Origin of the sequence: Pedobacter changchengzhani, assembly GCF_004354365.1 — a bacterium.
GTDB lineage: Bacteria > Bacteroidota > Bacteroidia > Sphingobacteriales > Sphingobacteriaceae > Pedobacter > Pedobacter changchengzhani.
In genome coordinates this window covers 125,785-140,429 of record NZ_SJCY01000010.1, presented here as the reverse complement: position 1 = coordinate 140,429, position 14,645 = coordinate 125,785, and the positions used below count along the sequence as shown (strand labels likewise).

The window sequence follows — 14,645 nt, the reverse complement described above, 5'->3', positions numbered from 1 at the left end:
AGTCTTCTTTTTTTTGTATTGTCTGTCAGTCACTGACTTTAAAATTCAGCTGGTCACTCTGTACTTGAATGCGTACTTCGTTATACCCGCTGCGCTACTTGACATCTCTTTTAAGAACTTGGCGACCTGGTGAGCCTCACGGCCGGTCTATATATATCTTCGGGTTCCAGTCTGGTAAAGTCTTGTTCGTCTCTACTTTGTTTCTTCCCGTTTCAATCTTGTTTTGTTCGCTCCGGTGACATCCGCCACACCAGCGTTTTTGTTTTTGTTTCCCACCCCTTTCGGTTGGGAGTGCAAAGGTAGAAAAATTTTTGTTACTTAAAAGAAAAAAATTTTATTTTTCCTTTTATTTTTCTTCAGCTTTTCACTTCTTTCCGTTCCTTCCGGACAGGGTTGCAAAGGTAGCAGTTATTTTCACAACTCCTAATTTTATTTTGAAATAATTTAAAGCTTTCTCTAAACTCCCCCATATCCGTTTTCTGTGCTCCAATTAATCAAAATCCAACTTTTCAACTTTCTGCCCTTCCTCCGAAGCGGGATGCAAAAGTAGAAAAATTATCCGTACATGCAAACAGGAAAGGGCATTATTTTGGAACAAAGGCGCTAAAGCCCTGTAAAACAAAAAGAAAAAATTTATCGGCCATGGTACGGGGTGGGAATTAGCGTTGGAGATAGCGTTTATAAAGCAGGTTAGAGGCGCGGAACCTTAGTGGGAAAAATTCGTGATATGGCCGAAATAGGCTCAAAGGGAAAAATAAAGTACGCTCTCTAAAAGGGACACCCCGGTCTGCGACCACCCCTCTGTTGAGGGGAATGCCCCTCAGATGGTATAAAAAACCTTATCGCTATGGAAGATTTGTAGATGAATGAATATAAATTGCCGTTATACTGTCGCTGGAAAAGGAAAACTGCGTTTTTTGTACTTTCCGTTGTTTTTAAACCCGATCGCAACGGAAAACCCGCAGGGCGAGGAACGAGCACGTGGATTTGAAGTGCAGAGCGGGACTGCTGGAATGGAAAAGCACAGAACCGAAAGTTTTCAAAAAACCAATTAATACTGGCCGGTACTTAATAAAACCAATGTGCAGGCTTCTACCGACTCTATATTATGCTGATCTAAAAGCTTTTCCAATTCGTAGTTTGCGGTGCCCGGATTAAAAATTACGCGTTTAGGCTTGGTTTTTAAAATATAATCGTGGTACTGAGACTGTAACGCTGGGCCGATATATAATGTAATGGTATCTATATCGGTATAAATAATTTCTGGTTTTTCAATTTTTACACCTGCAACTTCGCCATTCTTTATACCTACGTTAACAATTTCGTGATTAAACTTGGTTAACATATTTGCTGCCTTGTAAGCATAGCGAGTAGGATCTGGTGAGGCGCCGATGATTAACGTTTTTTTCATAATAAAAAGTGTTGGGTTATTTGAAATATAGCTATAAATTGAACATTGGGGTTTGAAAAAATTTTCGGCTATTTATTTAGGATGGCATTTGCGCAATTAATACCATCAATTGCTGCAGAAATGATCCCGCCGGCATAACCTGCACCTTCTGCACATGGGTATAAACCTAAAACTTGTGGGTGTTGCAAAGTTTCTTTATCGCGCGGAATGCGCACGGGGGAAGATGTTCTGCTTTCTACCCCTACCAAGATGGCTTCGTTTGTGTAGTAACCTTTAATTTTTTTTCCGAAAAGGGGAAGTGCGACCTTTAAACTGTCGGAGACGAAGTTTGGCAATATATTATCTAACATTGAGCTTTTTGTTCCGGGCAGATAGGAATTTTTTGGTAAATCGAGCGAAAGTTTGTTGTTTACAAAATCTACCATTCGCTGTGCGGGTGCAACAAGATTACCACCGCCAGCATTGAACGCAAGTTGCTCGATTTGTGACTGAAAATTTAGCATTCTTAATGGATCGTAGCCCAAAACATCATCTAAGGTTACTTGAACAACTGTACCTGAATTTGCAAATGGGTTATTTCGCTTTGATGGAGACCATCCATTTACCACAATTTCATTTTGACCGGTAGCACACGGCGCGATGATTCCTCCAGGGCACATACAAAATGAAAAGACACCCCTACTGCCGACTTGCTCTACCAAGCTATAGTATGCGGGTGGCAAAAACTCGCTTCGCTCTTCGGCATGATATTGTGCACTATCGATTATTGATTGTGGATGTTCGATTCTAACACCTAAAGCGAATGGCTTTGCTTCGATTAAAATGTTTTTTCGACTAAGCAATTCGTATACATCTCGGGCGGAATGGCCTGTGGCTAAAATAATATTTTCTGCAAGGTATTTGTCTTGAAAATTTACTTCAATACTCTTTACTTGTCCAAAATCGACAATTAAATCTGTCATTTGGCTATCGAAAAGCACTTCGCCTCCTGCATTTAAAATGGTTTCTCTAATTGCAGATATAATTCCGGGCAATTTGTTGGTGCCGATATGTGGCCGTGCATCAATTAAAATATCATTTTCGGCACCGTGGCTTACAAATACATTTAATACTTTATTAATATCGCCGCGCTTGTTGGAGCGGGTGTATAATTTACCATCAGAATAAGTACCTGCACCGCCTTCGCCGTAGCAGTAATTTGATTCGGTATTGACTACTCCTTCTTTATTTATGGCTGCTAAATCTCTTCTGCGTTGCTTTACGTCTTTTCCGCGTTCGATAATAATTGGTTTCATCCCATTTTCGATGCATTGCAAAGCGGCAAATAAACCAGCTGGGCCTGCTCCGATAATTAATACTGGTTTTGCATCAGCAACGTTAGGGTAATTTACATTGAAAATTTGCGGAATTATATCTTCATCGATAAAAGCATTGACTTGCAAGCGATAGATTACAGTTTTGGACCTGGCATCGATTGATCTTTTGAGGATTTCGAAAGCGTTTATGCGTTCGAAAGCTAAATTAAGCGCTTCGGCAAGTTTTTGTTTTATAATTTCTGATTGCTCGAGCTGATGAGGAAGCAATGTTATTTCGATTGTTTTTTGCATAGGTTGTCGGGTTTTTATCCCGATGATAAGCAAAGATAACTAAAAATACCTTGATTGTTTTTAGTAGGTAAAGCATTTGGAGAAAGTGCTTTTGGCTATTTTGGCTAAAGCCATCATTGTTTTAATTACTTATTCGTCGGTTGAAACCGACGGCAATGAATTAATCCCAAATAGAAAATAATAGATATTTTTCAAAAAAATAGTCAATTGAAACCCACGGCAATGAGCCAGCAACGAATAATAAATTTCAAATAGAATATATTAGATGCTGTCTAAAATATAATATAAACAAAAAGAGCTTCAGGAAACTGAAACTCTTTTAAATAAACTTTTGAGAACACCTATTATATATGTATAGCTCTATTATCGGTTGCTGCTAAAGCTGCTTCTTTTAATGCTTCGGTATAAGTTGGGTGAGCATGGCAAATACGTGCAATATCTTCTGCAGATGCACGGAACTCCATAGCAATTACAGCCTCTGCAATTACATCCGCAACGCGCGGGCCGATCATGTGCACACCCAAAACTTCATCTGTAGAAGCATCGGCCAATACTTTTATAAAGCCATCGGTATCCATGCTTGCTTTTGCGCGTCCACTTGCTTTGAAAGGAAATGATCCAGCTTTGTACTTAATTCCTTTTTCTTTTAATTGCTCTTCTGTTAAACCAACGGAAGCTACTTCGGGCCAAGTATATACAACGCCGGGAATTAAGTTGTAATTGATATGTGGTTTTTGTCCGGCAATTGTTTCGGCCACATACGTACCTTCATCTTCAGCTTTGTGTGCCAACATGGCGCCTGTAATTACATCGCCTATGGCATAAATACCTTTAACAGATGTTTCTAAATGTTCGTTAACCGGAATTTTTTTGCCTCTTTCTTCAACAGTTATTCCGATTTTATCTAAACCTAATCCTTCTGAATAAGCGGTACGCCCAACTGCAACGATACAGTAATCAGCATCTAAACTAATACTTTCTCCTTTTGGGGTTTCTGCGGTAACTGTTACGGTTTTGCCGTTATTTTTAGCGCCTGTAACTTTATGCCCCATATAAAACTCCATGCCTAAAGTCTTCTTTAAAACACGTTGAAGTTCTTTACCCAACCCAGCATCCATAGTAGCGATGATAGAAGGCATAAATTCTACCACAGAAACTTTTGTACCTAAACGTGCGTAAACGGAACCTAATTCTAAACCTATAACACCACCACCGATAACAACCATTGTTTTCGGTACTTCTTTAATATTTAAGGCTTCTGTTGAGGTAATGATGCGTTTTTTATCAATTGGTAAAAATGGCAAAGTGGTTGGTTTTGATCCTGTGGCAATAATTACATTTTTTGCTGATAAAGTTTCGGTAGAACCATCTGCTTTAGTGATAAGCACAGTGTTTTTATCTACGAAAGAACCAACACCTTCGAATGAATCTATCTTATTTTTTTTGAATAAGTAAGTAATTCCAGCGGTATTTTGCGCTACAACATCGTCTTTACGAGCGATCATTTGCGGCATATTAACCTTAAGGTTTTTTAGTTCTATTCCGTGAGTGGCAAATGTATGTGCGGCATTATGGTAATGTTCTGAAGAATCTAACAGCGCTTTTGATGGAATACAGCCTACGTTTAAACATGTGCCTCCAAAAGTTTTATATTTTTCGATAATGGCAGTTTTTAAACCTAACTGAGCACAACGGATTGCGCCAACATAACCACCTGGACCTGAACCTATAACAACGACATCGTATTGCATAATATTATGATAATTTTTGATTGCCCAAATGTAGGGAAAAAAGCGGAAAGCTTAAAGATTAAAGCTGAAAGACTAAAGACCAAAGCTGAAAGACTAAAGCGCAAAGCTGAAAGACTAAAGACTAAAGCTGAAAGACTAAAGCGGAAAGCAGAAAGCAGAAAGACTAAAGATTAAAGCGGAAAGCAGAAAGGCTAAAGAAAGCCAATATGCTCTTCAAAGCCCCTTTGGGGTTTGGGGAATTAAGGAATTACCTCAAATAGAAAAAATTGTTGGGTTTGATTTTTTGCAAAATTATTATCGACGCAAAAAACTAAGGTATTGTTTCCATTAGGGAGTTTTGGCCCGAAGGTTATCCCTTCAATGTTATCAATATGCATATTAAGTGTATCGAAATTAAAAAGCAATTTCTTTTTTAGAGGTTGTGGTGGGTTTGTAATAAATGATGGGTTATTGATTTCATTTTCTGCACCCTTTAAGTTTACCAAATACAACCTAACAAATGTTTTATCATCGTAACCTTTTGCCCAAGCGCGTTCAATAACAAGTAAAGTATGATTGTTTATCGCTAAAATTTCCGAAATTCCGTTTACATTCCAAGAATTTTCCATGGTAGGCTGAACAGGCATTGCATCTAAATTGTAAGCATATTGTGCTGTGTTTTTCTTGGTTTTTACATCGAATTTTAAAATTCTAGTAAGAGCCTTATCAAATTTATACGCCGACTTAGGGCCATCTTGATAAAGCGGTTCTTCTACGCTGGCGTACAATGTTTGGTAATTATCGGCAAAAGATAAACCTTCGAATACTGAGTTTTTTCTAAATCCAGTTTCTTTTTTCGAAACAACAAATCCCGCGGGCAAAGGAATGGTGTCTAAAAATTTCCCTTCGGTAGAAATAAAAGTTAGCGCTGGCTGTACTAAGGTGGTGTCGGTTGGCCTAAACAAACGCTCGCCCTCGTTGCCCCAAATTAGGTTTCCACTTTTTGGGTTGTAACGAAGCGATTCGCCATCTGCTTTTGAATTTACCCCAAATTTATATTTAGGATATTTTTTTTCGCTTTGTTGAAGAAGAAATTTAACACCCGTAAATTTCACCGTATCTATTTTATTCTCTTTGATGTCAATTTTAGCAGTATATATTCTCGCTGGACTAAACTGAGAAGGATCATCCGAAATTAAATAATATTGATTGTTTTTAAAATCGTAATCAATTCCTGATAAACCGCCAATAACAGTATTTTTAAAATGAATATTAAGCGGAATTACGTACTCACTTAAAAACTTAACAGAAGAAACTGTAGCCCCTTGCTGATTAAGTGACGAATTCCTTATTGTGGAGCAAGAAAAAAAAACAGAAATAAGTGAGAGAGAGCAGATGTTGAACTTAATAACCTTCAAAATATTTTTTTTTAATGATATGTACCAAAACTATATAATTTGCACTCATAATAAAATTCAAAATGATTATTTAGTGTAACTTTTTAATCTCTTAATAAAAAAAAGAGGCTTAAAATTTATGATAAACCAAAGCCTCTTCCTTTAAAATGTGCATTATAACTTTCCGATCACTCGATAACTAATTGTAGAACCATCCACTACCTCTTCGTAATAAACTTCATCTGGCGATACAAAATATTTATCATTTTTAATAAAAACTTCACGGCTACCTTCAGGAAGTTGATTAATGATATCCCCTATTTGATGTGTATCAATAGGGCCGTCGCTTGTTTTTAAAACGCCATTCTTACCGGCAACTATATACACGGATTTTCCATCTGCATTTACGCCTTGCGTATAATAAACTCCTTTATATTCGTAGTAATCAACACCGTTAATATTCACTAAACTTGCTTCCGTAGGTAAATTTGGCACTTCTGCTCCAACGGGTGGCACTACAACTTGGTAATTGTTATTATATTGGCGGTAAAATAATCCTCCTGAATAGTAATATTGATTTACACCTAGATAAAAAGGATAATATCCATACGGTAAAACGTTTAATCGAAAACCGATAAATGGGCGGTAATAATTATAATAACCATAATATGATCTATTATAAAAACCATAAGAACGATAATTATAACTTGGGCGATAACCATAACCATGGCGATAGAACTGTCTGTTATATGGATAAGCCGATCTACTTCCTCTTATTCTTTGTGGATATGATCCGTATGATTGACGAATAGCACTTTGCATTCTTGTTGGCGAATACCCTCTCGATGGTGCAACTTGGCTACCTCTTTGTGGGCGTGATGGCGGTGCTGACTGCGATTGTCTGGGCGCGGTAGAACCACCACGGCTTGGTCGCTGAGCAAATAAATTTTCTGCACTTAAGCCAATCATTAAAGTACTGAGTACAAAAATGATAAATCCTTTATATCTTACCTTTTCCATTTTTTTAGGTTTAACTAATTATTAAGACGTTAGAATAGTGTTAAAGATTAACGGTAAAGTTAATTAAAATGTATTTTCTAATAAAAATGACATTTGTGGGGAATTGACCATTTAAAATCTATTCAGATTTCCTGTAAATTAAAGATTCTTGATGTGGGACGTGTTTGAGATGACAAAGAGTAGTTTCCAATACAAAATATTAATGATGAGGAATTTAGCTGACTTTAATAAGGATGAAATACAACTTGATGTATTTCAAAGGAAAAATCATATTTATCGGCTTAGACTGGCTTAAACGAACAAATTAAAATTTCTTTTTAAACTTGTGCAACTTTTTTGCTTTGGTATCGTCTTATAACGAAGGCTATCATAAATGATAATTAAACTGAAGCTTGAAAATTTATTTACTAAACACAAAAAAATGAAGAAAACGATTGGTATTTTATTTGCAGTACTACTATTAGCTACATCCGTAAACTTAAAGGCAAAAAGTTATACAGAAAATAATTTTGTTAAAGTTGCAAACGATGAAAGAACAGTAGACGAGTTTAACGGCATAGCTGCAACAGGCCCAATAACTGTTGTGGTAACCATCGGCGATAAGCAGGGTTGTAGATTAGAAGGCGATGCAGAAGCAATAGCCACTATAATAACTGAGGTAAAAGGAAATATTTTAATTATTCGTCCGCAAACAAGCGTAATGAGTTGGTCTAAAAAATATGAAGATAAAAAAGTTACTATTTATGTTTCGGCTACAGAACTTGCTAGCTTAACCATGAGTGGTTCGGGCAGTATGGTTGTAAATGGGAAAGTAACTACGGGTAGCTTAACCGCAAACTTAAGTGGATCGGGCAGTTTAAAGCTAAATGCTGATGTGGACGATCTATCATGTGTAATGAGTGGTTCGGGAAGTGTAAATATTGCTGGGACTGCAACAACCGCGAATATATTATTGAGCAGTTCGGGTGCCTTTAAGGGCAACAATTTAACTTCGGAAAATGTAACTGCAAAAATTAGTGGCTCTGGCACAATCACCATCAAAGCAAATAAATCTTTAGGTGCTTTAATTAGCGGTTCTGGACACGTAAACTATTCGGGCAATGCCACCGTTGAGCAAACAGTGATTGGTTCTGGTAGGGTTAGAAAGATTTAACTTTTTTTTATTTATAAATTTTTAAACGCTTGTAATTTTTACAAGCGTTTTTTTTATTGATAAAGTGGTATTAATTTATCTTTTTAAGTAAAGAATTTAACAGAAATTGGCAATTTGAGAACTAAAAGCTTACTTTTATCGCAATCAAACAGCTTCATTCGTTCACAATCATAAAGATGATTATGCATACTTAGTTGAGTTTTCAAAAATTTATTAATTTAAGGCGCAAAAATTAAATAGTAATGCACTTATTATCAAACAATTATAATGTATTTTGAACTAATTAGTCATCGGTAGTGAACATTAAATGAATTAAAATAATTAGAAACATTAACTTAAACTACAAATAAAGCAATCGGACTAAACTTGGTATATTCCATATTTAAGTACGAAAACAATCGAAATAATATGATGTCACAAATTAATTTGTACTACCCACTTTGGAAAAGGTACCTACCTGTTTTTGCAATACAATTAAAAAAAGCATTATCAGAAGAACAAGAAATTAACTTTACAAAATCAGATTTCCATAATCTTGGTAACAGAAACAAATCGGATTATAGTTTTAGCTTAGAGATTGAAAACGGTAAAGTGAAAAATAATATCTCGGGCTCGGCAGTGGCAAGAGATTTATATGATCTTTTAATTAGCGATGCTAAAACAAAAGAACTTTTGCAAGGCAATCATTTTAAATTTAGTTTGGGGAAAGCTTATATTTTAAAAATTGTTTCGTTAAAAGCGAATAACGTTTAGGCGATATTTCAGTTAAGATTATGTTTTAGCTGAATTACTTTAGATAGATTATTTTAGTGAGAACGAATTAAAAAAGTCCATTGACAATTTAGCCAATGGACTTTTTTTATGCTAATTTTAATGCCATTAATCTATTTTTCAAAATAAGTTAAGCAACAGCTGCAGGGCGATTATTTTCTATTTTTAAAAGATGATAAAATAAGCTCAGCGATTAAATTCTAAAACTGGAAACCAATTACAGTCATATTTTCTAAATAATTTATTTTCTGACTCGCTTTATCCAGATCGTCCCACCCGGTTGTATGGATTTTTGACAGATTTGTTGCCCCGATTTTTGTAGTATTTTGAAGATAAACGTGTCTCCATACGTAAAACTTCAATCCCATTTTTGCTGATAAACCATAGCCTGCAATATTCCAATGGTTATTTCTTCCCAAACCAAAAAGCCTAACATCCGATCTAGGAATCATTAAACCGCCACCTAAACCAGTTTCTAAAGTTAATGATGTGTTTCCGCCTGGTGCAACCCAAATATCGTCATATCTTTCTACTTCGATGTTCGCATAATTAAACCCATCAGTATGTTCAAACGTTAACATGCTTTCCTTAACATTAATTGTTTGCCCATTATAATCGCCAGCTAAAGCGCCCGTCGAAACATTTTCTGGTGTAATATTTGCGCCAATATGGCCCGTAATTGCTACATTTTGAGGAATATCCATTACGTATTTCATGTGATCCCAACCAATGGAAACACTGTAATTATCTTTAATAAAATAACCAAAGCGAATATCGTATTGTGGCACAGAAATTAAACCTGGATTAAGGTAAGCCCAACTTAGTGGCGATTGCCGATCGTGAGCAACTACATCTTTTAACGTAAAATCGTAATTAGGACCTTGAAAACGAATATCGCTTTTATTATACCAAGAATTATTATATCCCCAGTGAAAATAAAAATCTCCTTTACGCGAAAAACTTCTTTTATGTTCTGGATTGAAAATACTTTTAGAAACTGTACCATCAGATTTGACCGTAATCGTTTCTTGCGCCTGAATATGAATTGCAAAAAATGTGATCGCGATAAGTATGTATATTTTTTTCATTGGATGCAAAGGGAACAAAAAGTTATAGCATTTGCAACATCTTTAACATTTAAAAGTACAATAAACAAATTGTATTATTCATTATCGATTAATATGCTAATAGCTTTAAAACAAAAAAAGCCTTAACGAATTAACATTAAGGCTTCCTTATAAAAATATTGTAATTAAATACCCAACAATAAACGTGCAGGATCTTCTAAAAGTTGTTTAACACGAACCAAGAAACCAACAGATTCTCTTCCATCGATGATTCTATGATCGTAAGATAAAGCTAAATACATCATCGGACGGATTACAACTTCTCCTTTTTCTGCAATTGGGCGCTCAATAATATTGTGCATGCCTAAAATTGCCGATTGAGGTGCATTAATAATTGGTGTTGACATCATCGAACCAAAAACACCACCGTTGGTAATGGTAAAGGTTCCACCAGTCATTTCTTCAATCGTTAACTTACCATCGCGTGCTTTTAAAGCCAAAGCCATAACCGATTTTTCAATTTCGGCCAAAGTCATACTTTCCGCATTGCGGATAACAGGAACTACTAAACCTTTCGGTGCAGAAACCGCGATAGAAACATCAGCAAAATTGTTAAATACAATTTCTTCGCCTTCAATACGTGCATTTACTGAAGGAAAATCTTTCAGTGCTTCGGTAACAGCTTTAGTGAAAAAGCTCATAAAGCCTAACCCAACACCGTATTTCTCTTTAAACTGATCTTTATATTTTCCGCGTAAATCCATAATAGGCTTCATGTTCACTTCGTTAAAAGTGGTTAACATGGCCGTTTCATTTTTTACGGTTACTAAGCGTTTTGCAACTGTTTTACGCAAGGGCGACATTTTCTCACGGCGTTCAGAACGTGCGCCTGCCACTACTGGAGCAGTTACTGCTTTCGGAGTTTCCACTTTCGCCTTTGGACTTTCCGCTTTCTCAGCTTTAATTGCATCATCTTTAGTAATACGTCCATCAACACCTGTGCCTTTTACAGCATTTGCCTCAATACCTTTTTCTGAAAGAATTTTGCCCGCAGCTGGCGATGGCGTTCCCGATGCGTAACTATCTCTACTATTTTCAGGAGTCGGGGCACTCGCTTTATCGGCAACAGACACTTCAGCTTTCGGACTTTCGGTATTTTGACTTTCCGACTTTCCTTCACCTTCTTCAATTTCACATACAACTGCACCAATCGCTAACGTATCACCCTCTGCAGCGATAATTTTTAAAGTTCCAGCTTTTTCGGCTGTTAACTCAAAAGTTGCTTTATCCGATTCCAATTCCGCAATGATTTCATCCATTTCAACAAAATCACCATCTTTTTTAATCCAGCTGGATAAAACTACTTCAGTTATCGACTCTCCAACAGGTGGAACTTTTATCTCTAAACTCATATTTCTTTTTTTTTCAAGTTTGAGGTTGAGGTTAAGGCCAAGATTGAGTTAACCTTCACCTAAGCCTCAGCCTTATTTTTAGTCTATTTGAATCAATGTTTTGGTCGCTTTTTTAGCGATTTCTTTTACTTCTTCGGTTAATTTTACCGCTAAAGCCTTTGCTAAGATATACGCCTGTTGGTTTGCGTGTTGCTTAGCAAAACCTGTTGCGGTACTGCTGCTTTCTCTTCTCGAAATTACATCGATACCTTTTAAAGCTGTTTTGTATAACCGGCGGAACAAGTACGGCCATGCGCCCATATTTTCTGGCTCTTCTTGTACCCAAAATATATCTTTAGCGTTTTTATACTTGGTTTTAATCGCTTCCATTTGAGTTATAGGTGTAGGGTATAACTGCTCTACACGAACGATAGCAACATGTTTTAATTTGTCTGCCTGTTGTTTTTCTAACAACTCGTAATATATTTTGCCACTACAAAAAAGTACACGAGTAACCTCAGCCACTTTAACGTTCACATCATCAATAACCTCTCTAAAACCACCTTCGGTAAATTCTGCTAATTTTGACACACACGCCGGATGGCGCAATAAACTTTTTGGCGTAAAAACAATTAACGGCTTACGGAAATCGCGCTTAAATTGGCGACGTAAAACATGGAAAAAGTTTGCTGGCGTAGTACAATTTACAACTTGCATGTTGTAATCTGCGCAAAGTTCCATAAAACGCTCAATACGTGCCGATGAATGTTCAGGGCCTTGACCCTCGTATCCGTGAGGCAACAACATTACTAAACCATTTTCTCTTTGCCATTTTGTTTCTGCACTTGCCACATATTGATCGACAACAATTTGCGCTCCATTAAAGAAATCGCCAAATTGTGCTTCCCAAATGGTTAAAGCATTAGGGTTTGCCATTGCGTAACCATATTCAAAACCTAAAACGCCATATTCCGATAGGTGAGAATTGTAAATATCAAAAGTCGCTTGTTGATCGGAAATGTTACAAAGTGGCACATATTCTTCTTCACTATCTTCTAAAGTTAAAACTGCATGGCGATGTGAAAATGTACCTCGCTCAACATCTTGGCCACTTAAACGCACACGTTTACCTTCTGATAAAATTGTACCGTAAGCCAATTGTTCGCCCATTGCCCAATCGAAAATATGCGTATCGTTCACCATTTTCGTGCGCTCAGCAAATAATTTTTCAATTTTCTTGAAGAATTTTTTATCTGCTGGTAAAGTGGTTATTCTCTTCCCAATTTCTAATAAGGTAGATTTTTTAACAGAAGTATTTGGCGAAGTTTCGAAATCTTGGGGCGTTGCCATCCTAAGATCAGACCATGCGCCACCAAATTTCACTTCGTTATTACCTGCAACATACTCTTTGGCTTCATTTAATCGCTCTTGCAAAATCCCGCGGAAATCTTTTTCCATTTCTTTCGCAAATCCATCCTCCAATTTACCCTCTTTGTTTAACTGATCGATATAAATTTCCCTAGGATTTGGGTGTTTCTCAATAATCTTATACAATAAAGGTTGCGTAAATTTTGGTTCGTCAGATTCGTTATGACCAAAACGGCGGTAACATAAAATATCGATAAAAACATCATTTTTATACTTTTGACGGTACTCCATTGCCAAATTAATTGCATAAACCAACGCTTCTGCATCATCTCCATTTACGTGGAAAACTGGCGATAAAGTTACTTTCGCAATATCGGTACAATAAGTACTTGTACGTGCATCTTTATAATTTGTAGTAAAACCAATTTGATTATTAATAACCAAGTGAATTGTACCACCAGTTTTATAACCATCAAGCCCTGCCATTTGAAGCACTTCGTACACAATGCCCTGACCAGCTACTGATGCGTCGCCATGAATCAAAATTGGCGCTAAACGACTGTTGTCGCCACCATATTTAAAATCGATTTTTGAACGACTCATCCCTTCCACAACCCCATCAACAGTTTCTAAGTGCGATGGATTTGGGCATAAACTTAAGTGAACGTTTTTGCCAGAAACGGTAGTTACATCTGTGGAGTAACCTAAGTGATATTTAACATCCCCACCAAAAGGTGTTTCAGGATTGTAGCTTTTACCTTCAAATTCTGCAAAAATATCTTTGTAAGTTTTCTGCATAATATTGGCAAGTACGTTTAAACGACCACGGTGTGCCATTCCGATTACAAATTCTTCGATACCTAATTCTGCTCCTTTTTCGATAACAGAATCTAAAGCTGGAATTAGCGCTTCAGCACCTTCTAAAGAAAAACGCTTTTGGCCTAAGAATTTTGTACCCAAGAAATTTTCGAAACTTACTGCTTCGTTTAATTTTTTAAGGATGCGCTTTTTCTCATCGATAGAGAAATTTGGCGTATTACGCGTACTTTCCATTTTTTGTTGAATCCAGTTCAACACTTCCGGTGTACGTAAAAATTTATATTCTGCACCAATAGAGTGCGCGTAAGTTTGCTTTAAAAAGGCTACAATATCTTTCAACTTTGATGCGCCAATGCCAATTTCTACGCCAGAATTAAAAACAGTTTCTAAATCTGCCTCTGATAACCCAAAGTTTTCTAAATCGAGTGTTGGCAAATGCTTACGTCTTTCGCGTACGGGATTTGTATGTGTAAATAAATGACCGCGACTGCGATAGCCATCGATCAGATTTAAAACATTAACTTCTTTTAAAAAATGTTCTGGAGTTTCAACTGAAACTGCGGACGATTCTGATTCCCTTCCAAAATCAAAACCTTCGAAAAACTTTTGCCAACCAAACTCAACTGATTCAGGATCTTGTTGGTAAGATTGGTATAAAGAATCTATAAATTCGGCGTTTGCGCCATTAAGATAAGATAAACTACCCATTATTAATTGTTTACTATAAGCATTACAAAACTATAACTTTACCTTATATAAACAGCAAAAAAGCTAATAAAATTGTGATTTTATGAAATAAAAATGCACATCGGAACAATGAAAGAATTATTAAAATTTTCGGCACTGCAAAAAACCAAAAAACAGAGATAAAATTCGCACTTTCTCGGTTAAAATTTGGTTAAGACATTCAA

At 36.4% G+C, this 14,645-nt stretch carries 12 protein-coding genes; 4 read left to right on the top strand and 8 right to left on the bottom strand.

The window, feature by feature from the left end; genetic code table 11:
* Positions 1–866 precede the first annotated feature (866 nt).
* Entirely contained in the window at positions 867–1,055 is a 189-nt protein-coding gene (locus EZJ43_RS14050) for a hypothetical protein (protein WP_133263347.1), read from the top strand.
* On the opposite strand, the gene EZJ43_RS14045 is transcribed toward EZJ43_RS14050, so the two are convergent.
* The 3 genes from EZJ43_RS14045 to lpdA all read right to left on the bottom strand — a co-directional run bounded on the left by EZJ43_RS14045 (position 1,052) and on the right by lpdA (position 4,769).
* Positions 1,052–1,411: a CoA-binding protein gene (locus EZJ43_RS14045; protein ID WP_133263346.1), complete on the bottom strand. Its 360-nt coding sequence runs from the start codon at positions 1,409–1,411 to the stop codon at positions 1,052–1,054. The two genes, EZJ43_RS14050 and EZJ43_RS14045, sit on opposite strands and share 4 nt — an antisense overlap.
* Positions 1,412–1,479: 68 nt before the next feature.
* Complete coding sequence (locus EZJ43_RS14040) at positions 1,480–3,018, bottom strand: NAD(P)/FAD-dependent oxidoreductase (RefSeq protein ID WP_133263345.1); 1,539 nt, start codon at positions 3,016–3,018, stop codon at positions 1,480–1,482.
* A 344-nt stretch (positions 3,019–3,362) separates the two neighbouring features.
* Positions 3,363–4,769 (bottom strand): dihydrolipoyl dehydrogenase, encoded by a 1,407-nt coding sequence (lpdA, locus tag EZJ43_RS14035; RefSeq protein ID WP_133263344.1) that lies wholly within the window; start codon positions 4,767–4,769, stop codon positions 3,363–3,365.
* Positions 4,770–4,775: 6 nt separating this feature from the next.
* Between lpdA and EZJ43_RS17230 the strand changes: the two genes are divergently transcribed.
* Positions 4,776–4,943 carry a hypothetical protein gene (locus tag EZJ43_RS17230; protein WP_165953181.1) on the top strand — a complete coding sequence of 56 codons (168 nt, stop codon included), beginning with the start codon at positions 4,776–4,778 and terminating at the stop codon, positions 4,941–4,943.
* A 65-nt stretch (positions 4,944–5,008) separates the two neighbouring features.
* Here EZJ43_RS17230 and EZJ43_RS14030 read toward each other — a convergent pair whose 3' ends face one another.
* Both EZJ43_RS14030 and EZJ43_RS14025 read right to left on the bottom strand, forming a co-directional pair.
* On the bottom strand, positions 5,009–6,166 hold the full coding sequence (locus tag EZJ43_RS14030; protein ID WP_165953180.1) for an esterase-like activity of phytase family protein: 1,158 nt from the start codon (positions 6,164–6,166) through the stop codon (positions 5,009–5,011).
* A gap of 153 nt (positions 6,167–6,319) precedes the next feature.
* Complete coding sequence (locus tag EZJ43_RS14025; protein ID WP_133263342.1) at positions 6,320–7,165, bottom strand: DUF6515 family protein; 846 nt, start codon at positions 7,163–7,165, stop codon at positions 6,320–6,322.
* A 421-nt stretch (positions 7,166–7,586) separates the two neighbouring features.
* Between EZJ43_RS14025 and EZJ43_RS14020 the strand changes: the two genes are divergently transcribed.
* Positions 7,587–8,318, top strand: coding sequence for a head GIN domain-containing protein (locus EZJ43_RS14020; protein ID WP_133263341.1), 732 nt, complete (start codon positions 7,587–7,589; stop codon positions 8,316–8,318).
* Between the two features lie 411 nt (positions 8,319–8,729).
* Positions 8,730–9,071, top strand: a complete 342-nt coding sequence (locus EZJ43_RS14015) for a hypothetical protein (protein WP_165953179.1) — start codon at positions 8,730–8,732, stop codon at positions 9,069–9,071.
* A 218-nt stretch (positions 9,072–9,289) separates the two neighbouring features.
* Here EZJ43_RS14015 and EZJ43_RS14010 read toward each other — a convergent pair whose 3' ends face one another.
* The 3 genes from EZJ43_RS14010 to EZJ43_RS14000 form a co-directional block, all read right to left on the bottom strand.
* The gene (locus tag EZJ43_RS14010; RefSeq protein ID WP_243718102.1) at positions 9,290–10,177 is read right to left on the bottom strand and encodes a hypothetical protein; all 888 of its coding nucleotides are present in this window, start codon (positions 10,175–10,177) and stop codon (positions 9,290–9,292) included.
* A 164-nt stretch (positions 10,178–10,341) separates the two neighbouring features.
* On the bottom strand, positions 10,342–11,568 hold the full coding sequence (odhB, locus tag EZJ43_RS14005) for a 2-oxoglutarate dehydrogenase complex dihydrolipoyllysine-residue succinyltransferase (RefSeq protein ID WP_133263339.1): 1,227 nt from the start codon (positions 11,566–11,568) through the stop codon (positions 10,342–10,344).
* Between the two features lie 78 nt (positions 11,569–11,646).
* Positions 11,647–14,442: a 2-oxoglutarate dehydrogenase E1 component gene (locus EZJ43_RS14000; RefSeq protein ID WP_133263338.1), complete on the bottom strand. Its 2,796-nt coding sequence runs from the start codon at positions 14,440–14,442 to the stop codon at positions 11,647–11,649.
* Positions 14,443–14,645: the final 203 nt, after the last annotated feature.